Genomic DNA, 13,025 nt, shown 5'->3' with positions numbered 1-13,025 from the left:
GTTATGCCTCCTTATTGAACCAATGCTGCTTGAACTTCTTCAGCAGTCAAACGAATACGTTGTTTATCGATATGATAATCTGTACGGCCTACGATTTGGTAGTAAATATCGATGTCCATATAAGGGAATCCCTTAATATCTTCACGAATATTGCCATTTTTGCCTGTTAAGGTAACGAATACACGAATAGTACCACCTTTGCGAGGTTTGATGATAACAGCTTCAAAATAACCATCATGACGAGGACGATTAATGTCCATAGCCCATGCATGTACTTTCACAGCATCAAAATGTTCCTCTGGCAACAATGGACGTGGGAATAAGTCCATAATTGTACCAAGTTGACGTCCTTTGTTCACAAATGGAATATCACAGAACAAGGTAATAGATTCAAAATTACGGTCAGATACTTGGAAGTTTGTTGCACGTTTTGGCAATAAAATAACCTTTTCATTACCTTGTTTCAATACGAACAAACGGAATAATAAATACAAAGCGGCAATAGCTACAATAATAGCTATTACTACACTTAGGATGTTATAAAACCACATAGGGCATCTCCTTTATAATGTAATATGTTCAATGATGCGACGACTTGTATCAAGGAACGAGGCGCTCAGCGTATCACCAAGCTCAATATCCTTTGTAAAATACAATGACACAGTACCCGCCGTTTTTTGAGGGTTAAACAAATCTTTACCCTCTAATCTGCGGCGAACAAGTTCACTTGTTTCAAAAGCAGGGTCGATGAATTGAATGCGTCCTGACGTTAGTTCCTCTAGCAAAGGTTGTACAAATGGGAAATGAGTACAGCCCAAAACTACGACCTCAATTTCTCGGGACAATAAAGGCTCTAGATATTCAGTACATACATCGCGTACAGAATAGTCATCTAAATGACCTTGCTCAATGAGGCCTGCCAATTCAGGACATGGTTGCTCCCATACAAGCACTTCATGATCAACTTCAAGGGCTACATGTTTATGAATATGACTATTCACAGTTGCTACCGTCGCCATGATGCCAATTGTCTTGCTTTTGCTTTGACTAATCGCTGTTTTTACGCCTTGTGATACTCCAATAACGGGTACAGACACGCGTTCACGTACCGCATCAAGGGCTACAACAGTAAACGTATTACAAGCAATAACCATTAATTTTACAGGCTGTTTTTCAAGAGCCTCTGCAATATGACAAGCTAAATAAGTAATTTCATCATCACTACGATTCCCCACAGGGTTATTCGCATTATCACCAATATAGATGAAGTCTTCGTTAGGGAATTGTTCTTGTAAGACCTTTAAAACAGATAGCCCGCCTACACCGGAGTCAAACACGCCGATAGGCAATTGTTGTACATTACTCATTAGGCATCTCCTCAACAGCTGCTAACATAGGCTGATAAAAAGTATCGTCTAATCGCACAATTTTACCTGTTGATTTTGACATAAATGCATTCTTAGTCTCTCCCGTAGCTAGGAGCGCACCATCACTGGCACGGCGCATACGATAACGGAATATCATTTGAGCACGTGTCATCTTAACCAAATATGTTTCGATGTGAAGTTCATCATCAAAATTTGCTGGTTCTTTATAATTGCAGGATACATTCATGATAGGAAATACAATATCCTCATTCATCATATCCCACAGGGTTACACCGATTTGACGAAGGAATTCAATGCGTGCCATTTCAAACCATCTAAAATGATTACTATGGTGCGCAATACCCATCATATCGGTTTCGTAAAATCGTACATTTACTGAAGCAATATGCATATATTTATCCTTCTTTTTTCATAGAATACAACCTTCATTGTATATCTATTACTTTAGGGTGTCAAATAAATAAAGGCAGTTCAATCGCAACGGATCAAACTGCCTTAATGGTTAAAAGCTAGTTACTGCCACCAAATGGGAAGTATTTTTTTGCCTCTTCTTGATGACGAGTTTTAATGTAACGATTGGCAACCTTGAAGGCAAGACCAAGCACGGCTACATCATCTATCCAACCTAATACAGGAATTGTATCCGGTACAATATCAATAGGTAATACGAGATACCCTAAGGCACCAGCAATGACTGCTTTTACATATTTTGGAGTGTCCTTGTCACGCATACAAAGGAACAAGGTCACTGCTCGTTGTACAAAGGCAAGCTTCTTACCATATCGTCCTAAAAAAGCGGCGAATTTAGATTCGTTAAAATACTTACCATATGTAATAATTTTTAATGGATTCATCTTCATAATCCTTTAGCGCCTATTTGCGCAAACCACCAATTTTATCTTTTGCTGTATTAACAGTGTTTGTAGCAACATCTTTTGCTGTTTCAACAGCGTCATTAGCTTTAGTTTTTGCAGTTTCTACTGCAGCTTGTGCAGAAGCTTTAGCTACTTCTACGCCACCTTTAGCTAATTCTTTAGCTACATCAATATTTTCTTTAGCAACATCAATTTTCTCTTTTGCTGCATCAGTTACTTTCGCCACAACTTCTGCTGCATTGTCATGAAGTTGATATTTTGTTTCTGTATTCCATTTATCGATAGCAGGTGTTACTTTTTCTTCGTAAACTTGTTTCAAAGTTTCTTTAGCAAGACCTGTTTCATTAGCAATACCAGCCCAAACGTCGCGTTGTCCTTGTGTGAAAGGAATGCTAGCGCTTGCATCACGGATGATGTCACCTGCTATAGCTTTACCGCTTTCAAGGAATTCAGCAACCATTGGTTTATAACGTTCGATATCAGAAGGCATACCATCTTGGATCCAAATGTGAGCAATTTTACCGATAGCATATGTTAAACCAACTGCCACAGGAACGCGAACTGCTTTTAGAGGAACAAGAAGAGAAATAGCCGCTGTACCTACAGCTGTGCTAAGACCACCAACTAGCCCCACTACGGCACCAGATTGTAATTCTACTTCGTAAAGATGTGCAATGCGAGTTACCATATACGTTGCATTGGCGCACAAAGCAACACTGCTGAATTTAGGGGATAATGCCAATGCCGCTGCACGACCTGCACCCCAGAAAATAAATTGTTCAACTTGATAGTCACGGTCTTGAGAACCATCCATAAGTGGCTCAAGTGTTACGCCATTATATTCTGCCATAAGTATTCTCCTTTGTTGTGAACCAACTATAGGTCATATTATTAGTATTATTATACCATTCTATTGCTAGAAGTGAAATGAATTTTTCTAATTATCTATAGATTTAAAAAATAAAATAACTTCCAATATTTTCTATCTTACCAACTAGTGAGACCACCATCGATAGTCCATGCTGCCCCCGTTACAAAGGAAGCTTTATTGCTCAATAAAAATACAATAACCTCTCCAATTTCATGAGGTTGACCAATGCGTCCCAAGGGATAATGTTGGCCCATTTCAGCCTTAGCAGCCTCTGCATCTTGCTGAGCATTTGCAATTTGTTTATCTACTAAAGAGGTATCCACATCACCAGGACAAACACAGTTAACGCGCACATTATGTGGTGCCATTTCAAGGGATAGTGATTTCGTAAAACTCACTACCGCACCTTTTGAAGCACCGTATACAGAGCAAGCCACATTACCTTGTAAGCCTGCATCACTAGCTACCGTTACGATACTGCCCTTTGTAGCGCGCAAATAGGGCAATGCCGCTTGGCACAAGAAAACCGTACCTTTCACATTGGTGCCAAACATTTCATCAAAGGCTGCTTCCGTTACATCTGCTAGAAGCTCTTCTTCATAATAGCCTGCTGCTGTTACGAGAGCAGAAACACCGCCGAATAATTTAACGGTTTCTTTTACAATACGCTGACAATCTTCAATCTTCGATACATCCCCTTGGATGTACTGCACCCTTGAAGAATAGCGGCGCAATTTCATCTTAGCCTTTTGTCCTGATTTTTCATCACGACCGTTAATGACAACACACCAGCCTTCTTTAAGAAGCAATTTTGCCGTAGCAAATCCGATGCCCGATGTGCCACCACTAATCAATGCCACTTGTACATCACTTTTATGAGGCATACCTTGCCCTCCTATAATGTGGAAACATAGTCATAGACTAATTTCAACAACATAACTGTCGTTACCGACAAGAATACAACACGTACTAACGACGAACCTTTAGCAATAGCTAAATGAGATCCTAAGTAAGCACCTATAATTTGGCCTACCCCTGTAGCTAAGCCGTACTTAATATTGACGTGACCTAAGCAGAAAAATACGATTAAGGATGCTAAATTACTGGTAAAATTCAATATTTTTGCATTCGCAGAAGCATGCAGAAAATCAAAACCAGTAAAAATAAAGCCCATAATCAAAAATGTACCTGTACCAGGGCCAATAAAACCATCATAAACACCAATGCCAAGAGCAAAAGCCATGCAAATATACAATGCTTTTCCTGCTACTGCTGAGGTACGGTTTATTTCGCCCCAATCCTTTTTAAATACCACAAAAAGTGTGACACAAACGAGTAGGACAATAATAATAGGCTTTACATACAAGGGTGGCAATGATACAACTGCTAAGGTACCAAGCATGGATCCTATAAATGTAAAAGGTAGTAATTTACGAACTAGAGAAAAATCAACCATGTGATTTCTTAAGAATGTAATGGACGCACTGCCAGCTCCAAATATACTAGACAGCTTATTACTGCCTAAGGCCATACTCGGCGGAAGGTTGGTTAATAGCATAGCGGGAACAGAAATTAGTCCCCCACCACCCACAATGGAGTCTACAAAGCCGGCAAAAGCACCTGCTACAGCGAGCAAAACGAGAATTAGGATATCAAATGGTAAACCTGTTACCTCAATAAGCCACTCCATATAAACCTCCTGTAGATAGCACATCAACGGTCGCCAAAAGGCCACCGTTGTCATGCTAGTTTATTTTATTTTGCACCTAGACGATCTAAAGCTAATGTGTATCCATCAGCACCATAGACTAAGCATCGTTTGACACGACTAATCGTAGCCGTGCTCGCACCTGTTTCTTCTACAATTTTTTCGTAGCTATCACCGGCACGTAGCATTTTTGCTACTTGTAAGCGTTGAGACAAAGCTTTCAATTCATTAATCGTACAGATATCTTCAAAGAATGCATAGCATTCCTCAGTATTTTCAAGCGTTAATATAGCGGTGAATAGCTCATCGTTTTGTTCACTTCTCAACTTCTCATTGATACTCATAGGATCCTCCTACTTCTTATTCATCGCTTTAGACCAAGCATCGCCAATCATTTGGACTAATTGTACCAAAATAACCAAGATGATAATGGTAGCAATCATAATATCAGCTTGGAAACGTTGGTAACCATAGCGGATAGCAATATCACCAAGGCCACCGCCACCGATAGCACCAGCCATTGCAGAGTAACTGATGAGGTTAACGATAAGAACCGTTACATTATCGATAATCGTAGGCAATGCTTCAGGTAATAATACTTTCCAAATGATTTGGAGTGGACTTGCACCCATGGATTGGGCCGCTTCAATTACGCCAAAGTTAATATCTTTAATAGATGTTTCTACAAGACGTGCTAAGAATGGAATTGCAGCGATTGTTAAAGGCACACAAGCTGCAGTGGTACCAATAGATGTGCCTGCCACCATACGAGTGAATGGAATGATAGCTACCATCAAAATGATAAATGGTACGGAACGCGTTGCATTGACGATAGCACCTAGCACCTTATTAAGCGCTACATTTTCTAAGATATGACCCTTAGAGGTTACTACCAAAATAACACCGAGAGGGATACCAAGTAACATAGCCATGACCGTAGAAATAATGGTCATTTGCAATGTATCAAGGGTACCAGTTATGAGAAGATTAATGATTTGCTCTGACATAACCGATCACCTCGCTTTCAATTGGTAATGTTTTGATGTAGTCTAAGCCCTCTTGCGCATTTTCTGGGTCACCATTCAAGATAACGATAAGGCGACCAACGCATGTATTTTGGATATAGTCGATGCCACCAAAGAGGATACTTACATCGAGGTTAAAGCGTCGTACGAGACCTGCCACTACAGGTTCATCTGTAGATTGGCCTGTGAATTTAAGACGTACTAATGGAGCTGTACCTGCAATCCATTGATCATGTAATTCCAAATGTTCTAACGCTTCTGGCGGTAAGTTATCACTTACTACAGAGCTGATGAATTCTTTTGTAGTATTTTCACGAGGATGTGTAAATACTTCAACAGTGCTACCTTCCTCGAGGATTACGCCGCCTTCGATAACCGCTACGCGATCACAGATTTCACGGATTACGTGCATTTCATGAGTGATGAGAACAATAGTAAGGCCCATTTTTTCGTTGATATCTTTCAACAATTTCAAAATGGATTCTGTTGTTTGCGGATCCAGAGCAGATGTAGCTTCATCACAAAGAAGAACCTTTGGATTAGACGCTAAGGCACGAGCGATACCAACACGTTGTTTTTGACCACCAGACAATTGAGATGGATAGTTGTTCATACGCTCAGTAAGGCCTACGATATCAAGGATTGGCGTAATGCGTTCCTTAATTTCGGATTTGCTCAAGCCTTGTAATTCCAACGGAAATGCCACATTGTCATACACTGTACGAGAGGACAAAAGGTTAAAATGTTGGAAAATCATACCAATATCTTTGCGTGCTTTACGTAAATCGGATTTGCTAAGTGTTGTTAAATCTGTACCATTGACGATAACAGAGCCAGATGTAGGAGCTTCGAGCATGTTGATGCATCGAATCAATGTGGATTTACCGGCCCCAGATTGACCGATAATGCCAAAGATTTCACCTTCTTTAACATCAAGGCTAATATCTTTTAATGCTTCCACACGAGTAGCGCCTTCATAGACTTTACTAATGTGTTGTAATTGAATCAAAATAATGTCCTTTCTTAAGGTAAAAGTTTACCATGTAATGAAAGTAGATGACCTATTAAGGCAAACCTTCTTCCATCAATTTTTCTAATGCTTCGCGTAGACGAAGTGTAATAGCACCTGGTTTACCACCGGATACTGGATTTCTGTCTAGCTTAGTAATTGGGATGACACCACCAATTGTATCGGTAAAGAATAATTCGTCCGCATCATCTACAAAGGCGCGGTCAAATTCTTTTTCGATGAGAGTAATACCTAGAGATGGTGCTACGCGAGTCAAAATCATTTGGCGCGTAATACCTTTTAAGATATGATTATCTGCTGGGTGCGTATACAAGATACCATCTTTGACAGCAAATACATTGGATGTTGCACCTTCTGTACAAACGCCATCACGGAACAACATGGCAGTATAAGCAAATTTCTTCTCCGCTTTAGTTTGTGCCAAAATATTGGGAATCAAATTAGTAGTCTTAACATCTACATGGTCCCAACGCTCATCAGGTAATGCAATCGCTTTTACACCTTCACCCAATTTATTAACTGCATCCATATCCAAATTACGGATAGACATAAGCATTTGTGGTTCTAGTTTGGAACGATCGTATGCATGATGGCGTGGCGCTACACCACGAGAGATTTGCAAATAAATATAGCCCTCTTTGATTTCACTTTGCTCGATTAAAATTTCGTGCAATTCTGTTAAATCATCTGGGGTCATTTTTACTGGAATATCCATTTCACGCATAGAGCGATACAAGCGATCTTGATGGTAAGACAATGCGAAGCAACGGCCTTTTACGACACGTACCACTTCGTATACAGAGTCACCAAACAAATAACCACGGTCATCAATACTGATAACTTTGGCACCTGGTTCAACAAACTCGCCATTAAAATATGTTAATTCTTGCATAGGAGCACCTCTTTTTCTATATCGTTACTCTATCAAGTAGTAATCATCATGGACTTATTATATCACAATTACTTTCAAATTTTCACACTTTACTTTGTGAAAGATATAACTTAGATATACAAAAATCCGCTAGGATGCCATAGCTAAAAACTATATCCTAGCGGATGTATATTATTAATGTCCCAATATAAATTTACGTAATGGTTTAGGTACATGGTTTAATGTCACGGCAGTCAAATAGGACAGGCCTAGCGCCATCACATACATAGCTAGCACATTAACTACGGTATATAAAAGATTATATTTAGCCATCACGCCAGAGATGATCAACAACCAGAATGGATGTGCTAAATAAATACCGTAGGACTTATCCCCTATTTCTGACCAAGTAGATTCCATAGTCGCATTCATTGGTAAGGTTTGGAATAAGAACAGACTAAATAGTGTTCCCAGTCCAGTATAGAGAACACCCATTGGGCTCATTTGATGAACTGTATAAATTGCTTCAAGCACTGTATAATGCCATACGTCCATGACATAGTAGTAGGATCCAAGCATCAATAAAATAGAGCCTACCGCACTAACACCTAATAAGTAACGATAGCGCCACATGTATTCACATACCGTTTCATAGCGCTCAGCACATACAGCACCCAACAAGAATATCCACACATAATGGATAACCCAATAATTAAGTCTCATATCAAAGAGATATTTCAACACAGGGTTATTACTAAGATGTTCTGTTACCCAACGGCCGAGCATGTAAGATGATACATAATCGATGCCAACTTGGATGATAAATAGTAATACCATCCAGAATACAGGACGTTTTAAGATGACTTTCACCATAGCTCGCCATAGAGGCATCATCACGTAGAACCATAAGAGGATAACCATAAAGTATAAATGATACATAGACGTACCAAATAATAGATTTACAGCCAATGGTCCCGGATGCAAATTACCTAGATTATGCGCCGTTAGTCCCGTGTAGAGCAAATAAAATATGGACCACGTAATATATGGAAATAGCACCACCTGAATACGGCGGTGCATAAATTCCTTATATGAGAATGGTCCCTCTACAGATGTATGGTAGAACAATCCAAATGCAGAGAGGAAGAAAAATGCTGGTACTCCAAAGCGCGATAGAATTTCTAAGACGCTAATGAGTTCTAAATTTGCAAAAGGATTTTGTAATGCGTAAGAACCTACATGAATGCCGATAACACCGAGCATACAGAGGCCACGCATATATGTAATTTCCGGTAAAAATGCTTTTTTCATGTCCATTCCCTATTCATTATTGACCAGGTACAACTGCAGGTGTTGGCACAAGGCGTGGACCTTGAGATGTTGTAGCCGGTTGTTTAACTACTGGAATTACAGATGATGTAATTTGAACAGCTGTTGTCTTTACTGGTTGAGCAGGTTGTGCTGGTGCAGCTTGACCATTAGCCTTAGCTGCTGCTTCTGCCTTAGCCTTAGCTTCTGCCTCAGCTTTAGCTTTCGCTTCTGCTTCACGTTTCAAGCGCAATTCTTTTTCAAGAGGTACTACAGGTTTATCGTAGATTGTAATATCTGTTTCGAATAGACGGCCCCAAGGGAATGTAGCCTTTACTGTACGAGGGTCGACTTTAAGGTATTTTTCAGCGAAGTCTTGGATACGTTCACCTAAGTAGCTTTCAAGACGTTCATTCAACTCGCCAGAGTAACGTACATTATCTGTACGAATGGAATCTTGCATACGGTAAATATCTTTCCGGATATTTGCTTGGTACGCCCAGTTATCCAAATATTGTTGAGTCAACATTTTGCGGTGACCTTCTGGGCTCATAGTTTTGAGCAATACCCCTTGCGCAATGGCGTAGCCTACCGTATTACTTGCGGTATTCCAACCATTGTACGCACCGATTTTGTATAACATATCGCGTTTGTACATAGCAGCTACTAATGTATTGTCCGCACCATTGTTATAAGCAATATCAGCAACGCTTACGTTTACACCAGAATCAACAGCTTGTTGAATTCGATCTACGAAAGCATTTGTAGAATTAGAAATCATCGGGAAGTTCTCGAAGCTTTCAGATTCACCAGTGCTTGTAGTAAGTGGTGTATTTACTGCTAACAACACAGTTGGTTTACCTTGTGTCACCATAGTGCCACCTACGGCCTCAACGTGTTGCGCAATTGTTTTATCGATAGTTTGGTCTTCGTAACCTGGCAATGTTTTACCGCCACCACCAAGTGGGTAAATTACAGAGAATGTAGGTTTTTCTGTACTTTCATCGGTACGAGAACGAGCCATCAACAAGAGCCCAAGTTGGTCGGCACCAGGGAAGCTACCGTATTTCTCAACAGGAATATCCTTAGAGTATTTACTTAAGTAACGACCTTCTAATGCAGATTGGGACAATTGAGATGTATCATCATGGCCCAATGCAAAGTAATCGAATACACCGCTACGAGTTTCGTCGATCAACTCTTTGTTGATTTTCATATTTTTTTGACGGCGGTCAAACCAGTCTTGTAGATATTCTACAGGAACAGAGGCTTGTAAGCTCATCAATTTTTGAGTTTCCTCTTGTGTTAAGGCGCCAGAGTCTAATTTATCTTGCAATGCTGCAATTTGGAAGATAGTAGGACCGTATTCCGCATAATAAGCTGGTTCAGTGCCGCCACCACTAGCACGTGGAGAACGCATTACAGTACCAAAACCATAAATACGCACGTTTTTATTACGAGCTTTTAAGGATTCAATACGTTTTAAACGGCTTTCCAATGTAGTCAGTGGAATGTTGTGTTTACGAGAGTCTACAAGACCACCATAGATAAGCGTATCTGTACTCAATACCATCACATCAGCACGGCCTGCATTTTGTTCAACCCAAGCCATGATTTGATCTGCTTGACCTTGGTAATTCTTACCAGAAATCAAATTTTGAGGTGGCGTCAATATAGTCATACCTGCTTCGCGAGCTGTATCTACAGTATATTGTAAGCTTACAGGGCGATCATCTTGAGGTACATACAACACGGTTTCCGCATCAATTTTAATAGATGTACCAGTAGCGATAGCTGCAGCCATAAGTGCTACTTTCAACCATTTATTCGTCATAAATCAAATCTCCTTCTGTGTAGCGAGTACTCCCGACTCGCGAAATTAACTGTTTTATAATACTCTCTTTTTCTGACACTTTTATGAAATGTTCATATGCTCAATAGTATAATTATATCATTTGACTATTATTTCGCAACTGGCTTGGTTTTCCCTACCTTAGGCAGACTCCAATTGTACTTGATGGCTAACAAACGGATAACGAGTACTACTGTGAAAGCACCATATACGGCCATACTGTCCCAACTAGATGTAACCATAAGATAATAAACGATGCCGCCAATAATACTAGGCAAGGCATATACATCCTCTTTCAAAACAGATGGGATGCGTTGCGCCAACATATCGCGGATAATACCGCCACCAACAGCAGTGATTGTACCGAGCAACACAATAAAGATAGGCAACTCTGGATAGAGTTTAAAACCTGCAGAAGCACCTGTTACAGTAAATGATGCTAAGCCTAATGCATCGGCTAATAAATAACTAGCTCGACTACGAGGCCCCATCGCATGCTTGCGATATCGGCTGTTATAAATCAAGAACACGATAACAGTTACCACTAAAACAACGGTAACATACACTACATTTCGCAATGAATTCGGCGGAAAATAGCCGAGCAACACGTCCCGTACAATACCACCACCAATAGCAGTAGCCAATGCAAGGACAGTCATACCAAATATATCCATCTTCCGAGCTACCCCAACGAGTGCACCGGATACAGCAAAGGCAATGGTGCCAATCATATCAAACATATACCATATAATATCCATAATTCCCCCATATAATCTATTCGCATAACTGCGTACACTGTGATAGACTTTATGTAAGATATTATACATGAAGAGGTATGCCAATGACAAAAGACATTACTGTAGACATTGAAAATATGGATGAACGCTCTCGCGACGAGTATTTTATGGCCATCGCTATGGAAGAAGCGCGCAAGGCTTATGCTCTTGGGGAAATTCCGATCGGTGCCATTCTTGTAAAAGACAATATCATCGTTTCACGCCATCACAATCGTCGTGAACTCGATCATGATGCAACGGCTCATGCAGAGGTTCTCGTAATCCGCGAAGCATGCGATGTCCTAAAGCGCTGGCGGTTGACTGGTTGTACCCTGTATGTTACGATAGAGCCGTGTCCGATGTGCGCTGGAGCCATTATCAACAGTCGTATTGATCGCGTTGTATATGGTGCAAGTGATTACAAAGGAGGCGCCGTAGAGTCGCTATTCAATGTGCTTTCTCACCCAGGTTTAAATCATGAACCTGAACTAGCATCTGGTGTGCTTGGTGATGAATGTAGCCAAATTATGAAAGACTTCTTTAAAGAGCGCCGTAAAGCACGGAGGAGTACCCAAGAGGCTGAAGGGTCCGCACTCGAAATGCGGTAGGTCGGGCAACCGGCGCGGGGGTTCAAATCCCTCCTCCTCTGCCATTCTTTTAAATGATAATGATAGAGATATAATAGATAAACCTAGATACACATAATACAGATGTTATCTAGGTTTTCTTATATTATTGAGTGAATTTTGTGTATCAATCATTCTCTATTATATGGTGGTATTTGCCCCATTTATTGCCCCATGATATTTTACAAAATCATATAATCATCTCTTACACCTTGCCATATAAGCAGGGTGTTTTATTTTACACCAATAAAAATACGCCCAATCATCACACATGAAAGGGCGTATAAAAGGCTATGCTACATATTACATAACTTAATATTCAATTTTATTCAGGCATTCGCCTAAAGGCTTGTCAAAAATCATAAAACTTCTTAACATTCCATCGAATGTTTTATATTTTTCGTAGTTATCTGAATCTATATAATCAGGAACTGGAACTGGATAAATCTCATATGCTCCCTTAGTAAATACGGCATAAAAATCAAATTTATCATCATATGTATATACTTTTCCGCCAGTATTAATCGCCTCCCAAAATTCGTCTTTCGTCATTAAAATACCCCTTTTCTTTTTCTGTTAATAGTTTATTTAGATTATATATATTGTCAAACACATGTTCAATAAATTTTTCTATTAGTAGGATATTTTATTTTACAGCGCTTTTTTGTAACTATAACTATTTTTGTAGCTATTTG

Annotated in this window: 16 protein-coding genes and 1 tRNA gene; 2 read left to right on the top strand and 15 right to left on the bottom strand. The window is 39.9% G+C overall.

Annotated features, from left to right (window positions below; genetic code table 11):
• Nucleotides 1-11 precede the first annotated feature (11 nt).
• From VEIS1202513_RS02120 to VEIS1202513_RS02055, 14 genes are all read right to left on the bottom strand, one after another.
• Nucleotides 12-551: a hypothetical protein gene (locus VEIS1202513_RS02120; RefSeq protein ID WP_005387979.1), complete on the bottom strand. Its 540-nt coding sequence runs from the start codon at nucleotides 549-551 to the stop codon at nucleotides 12-14.
• Between the two features lie 12 nt (nucleotides 552-563).
• Entirely contained in the window at nucleotides 564-1,367 is an 804-nt protein-coding gene (gene murI / locus VEIS1202513_RS02115) for a glutamate racemase (protein WP_213467713.1), read from the bottom strand.
• The gene (locus tag VEIS1202513_RS02110; RefSeq protein ID WP_005387975.1) at nucleotides 1,360-1,779 is read right to left on the bottom strand and encodes an acyl-CoA thioesterase; all 420 of its coding nucleotides are present in this window, start codon (nucleotides 1,777-1,779) and stop codon (nucleotides 1,360-1,362) included. Before VEIS1202513_RS02110 ends, murI begins: the two co-directional genes overlap by 8 nt.
• Nucleotides 1,780-1,897: 118 nt before the next feature.
• The gene (locus tag VEIS1202513_RS02105) at nucleotides 1,898-2,242 is read right to left on the bottom strand and encodes a YkvA family protein (protein WP_060924113.1); all 345 of its coding nucleotides are present in this window, start codon (nucleotides 2,240-2,242) and stop codon (nucleotides 1,898-1,900) included.
• Between the two features lie 19 nt (nucleotides 2,243-2,261).
• Nucleotides 2,262-3,113 carry a hypothetical protein gene (locus VEIS1202513_RS02100; protein ID WP_156719658.1) on the bottom strand — a complete coding sequence of 284 codons (852 nt, stop codon included), beginning with the start codon at nucleotides 3,111-3,113 and terminating at the stop codon, nucleotides 2,262-2,264.
• Between the two features lie 137 nt (nucleotides 3,114-3,250).
• The gene (locus tag VEIS1202513_RS02095) at nucleotides 3,251-4,018 is read right to left on the bottom strand and encodes an SDR family NAD(P)-dependent oxidoreductase (protein WP_119208432.1); all 768 of its coding nucleotides are present in this window, start codon (nucleotides 4,016-4,018) and stop codon (nucleotides 3,251-3,253) included.
• 11 nt (nucleotides 4,019-4,029) lie between these two features.
• Nucleotides 4,030-4,824, bottom strand: a complete 795-nt coding sequence (locus VEIS1202513_RS02090) for a TSUP family transporter (protein WP_213467712.1) — start codon at nucleotides 4,822-4,824, stop codon at nucleotides 4,030-4,032.
• A gap of 65 nt (nucleotides 4,825-4,889) precedes the next feature.
• Nucleotides 4,890-5,186 carry a YerC/YecD family TrpR-related protein gene (locus VEIS1202513_RS02085; protein WP_005387967.1) on the bottom strand — a complete coding sequence of 99 codons (297 nt, stop codon included), beginning with the start codon at nucleotides 5,184-5,186 and terminating at the stop codon, nucleotides 4,890-4,892.
• Nucleotides 5,187-5,195: 9 nt separating this feature from the next.
• A complete protein-coding gene (locus tag VEIS1202513_RS02080) occupies nucleotides 5,196-5,849 on the bottom strand; it encodes a methionine ABC transporter permease (protein ID WP_005387966.1) in 654 nt (217 codons plus the stop codon).
• Nucleotides 5,830-6,876 carry a methionine ABC transporter ATP-binding protein gene (locus tag VEIS1202513_RS02075; RefSeq protein ID WP_005387964.1) on the bottom strand — a complete coding sequence of 349 codons (1,047 nt, stop codon included), beginning with the start codon at nucleotides 6,874-6,876 and terminating at the stop codon, nucleotides 5,830-5,832. The genes VEIS1202513_RS02080 and VEIS1202513_RS02075 overlap by 20 nt, the downstream gene beginning before the upstream one ends.
• A gap of 55 nt (nucleotides 6,877-6,931) precedes the next feature.
• Entirely contained in the window at nucleotides 6,932-7,789 is an 858-nt protein-coding gene (locus VEIS1202513_RS02070; protein ID WP_005387963.1) for an aminotransferase class IV, read from the bottom strand.
• Nucleotides 7,790-7,963: 174 nt separating this feature from the next.
• A complete protein-coding gene (locus VEIS1202513_RS02065; protein ID WP_213467711.1) occupies nucleotides 7,964-9,085 on the bottom strand; it encodes an acyltransferase in 1,122 nt (373 codons plus the stop codon).
• Between the two features lie 10 nt (nucleotides 9,086-9,095).
• Nucleotides 9,096-10,910 carry a DUF4127 family protein gene (locus tag VEIS1202513_RS02060; RefSeq protein ID WP_213467710.1) on the bottom strand — a complete coding sequence of 605 codons (1,815 nt, stop codon included), beginning with the start codon at nucleotides 10,908-10,910 and terminating at the stop codon, nucleotides 9,096-9,098.
• Nucleotides 10,911-11,038: 128 nt separating this feature from the next.
• Nucleotides 11,039-11,686, bottom strand: coding sequence for a trimeric intracellular cation channel family protein (locus VEIS1202513_RS02055; RefSeq protein ID WP_213467709.1), 648 nt, complete (start codon nucleotides 11,684-11,686; stop codon nucleotides 11,039-11,041).
• A gap of 83 nt (nucleotides 11,687-11,769) precedes the next feature.
• Here VEIS1202513_RS02055 and tadA point away from each other — a divergent pair, with 83 nt between their 5' ends.
• Together tadA and VEIS1202513_RS02045 are read left to right on the top strand one after the other, a co-directional pair.
• Nucleotides 11,770-12,312, top strand: a complete 543-nt coding sequence (gene tadA / locus VEIS1202513_RS02050; RefSeq protein WP_213467971.1) for a tRNA adenosine(34) deaminase TadA — start codon at nucleotides 11,770-11,772, stop codon at nucleotides 12,310-12,312.
• Nucleotides 12,266-12,356: transfer RNA gene (locus tag VEIS1202513_RS02045), tRNA-Ser, on the top strand. The genes tadA and VEIS1202513_RS02045 overlap by 47 nt, the downstream gene beginning before the upstream one ends.
• Before the next feature lie 286 nt (nucleotides 12,357-12,642).
• Here VEIS1202513_RS02045 and VEIS1202513_RS02040 read toward each other — a convergent pair.
• A complete protein-coding gene (locus VEIS1202513_RS02040; RefSeq protein WP_213467708.1) occupies nucleotides 12,643-12,882 on the bottom strand; it encodes a hypothetical protein in 240 nt (79 codons plus the stop codon).
• Nucleotides 12,883-13,025: the final 143 nt, after the last annotated feature.

The organism is Veillonella orientalis, assembly GCF_018406505.1.
Lineage (GTDB): Bacteria > Bacillota > Negativicutes > Veillonellales > Veillonellaceae > Veillonella > Veillonella nakazawae.
The sequence above is the reverse complement of the archived record's forward strand: the minus strand, read 5'-3'. Positions and strand labels throughout refer to the sequence as shown.

Excerpts from the sequence above, each read along its gene's own strand:
- VEIS1202513_RS02105 (WP_060924113.1), bottom strand. The coding sequence starts at position 2,242 with ATGAATCCATTAAAAATTATTACATATGGTAAGTATTTTAACGAATCT.
- tadA (WP_213467971.1), top strand. The coding sequence starts at position 11,770 with ATGACAAAAGACATTACTGTAGACATTGAAAATATGGATGAACGCTCT.
- VEIS1202513_RS02100 (WP_156719658.1), bottom strand. The coding sequence starts at position 3,113 with ATGGCAGAATATAATGGCGTAACACTTGAGCCACTTATGGATGGTTCT.
- VEIS1202513_RS02060 (WP_213467710.1), bottom strand. The coding sequence starts at position 10,910 with ATGACGAATAAATGGTTGAAAGTAGCACTTATGGCTGCAGCTATCGCT.
- VEIS1202513_RS02080 (WP_005387966.1), bottom strand. The coding sequence starts at position 5,849 with ATGTCAGAGCAAATCATTAATCTTCTCATAACTGGTACCCTTGATACA.
- VEIS1202513_RS02085 (WP_005387967.1), bottom strand. The coding sequence starts at position 5,186 with ATGAGTATCAATGAGAAGTTGAGAAGTGAACAAAACGATGAGCTATTC.
- VEIS1202513_RS02110 (WP_005387975.1), bottom strand. The coding sequence starts at position 1,779 with ATGCATATTGCTTCAGTAAATGTACGATTTTACGAAACCGATATGATG.
- VEIS1202513_RS02095 (WP_119208432.1), bottom strand. The coding sequence starts at position 4,018 with ATGCCTCATAAAAGTGATGTACAAGTGGCATTGATTAGTGGTGGCACA.
- VEIS1202513_RS02055 (WP_213467709.1), bottom strand. The coding sequence starts at position 11,686 with ATGGATATTATATGGTATATGTTTGATATGATTGGCACCATTGCCTTT.
- VEIS1202513_RS02070 (WP_005387963.1), bottom strand. The coding sequence starts at position 7,789 with ATGCAAGAATTAACATATTTTAATGGCGAGTTTGTTGAACCAGGTGCC.
- VEIS1202513_RS02040 (WP_213467708.1), bottom strand. The coding sequence starts at position 12,882 with ATGACGAAAGACGAATTTTGGGAGGCGATTAATACTGGCGGAAAAGTA.
- VEIS1202513_RS02090 (WP_213467712.1), bottom strand. The coding sequence starts at position 4,824 with ATGGAGTGGCTTATTGAGGTAACAGGTTTACCATTTGATATCCTAATT.
- VEIS1202513_RS02120 (WP_005387979.1), bottom strand. The coding sequence starts at position 551 with ATGTGGTTTTATAACATCCTAAGTGTAGTAATAGCTATTATTGTAGCT.
- murI (WP_213467713.1), bottom strand. The coding sequence starts at position 1,367 with ATGAGTAATGTACAACAATTGCCTATCGGCGTGTTTGACTCCGGTGTA.
- VEIS1202513_RS02065 (WP_213467711.1), bottom strand. The coding sequence starts at position 9,085 with ATGGACATGAAAAAAGCATTTTTACCGGAAATTACATATATGCGTGGC.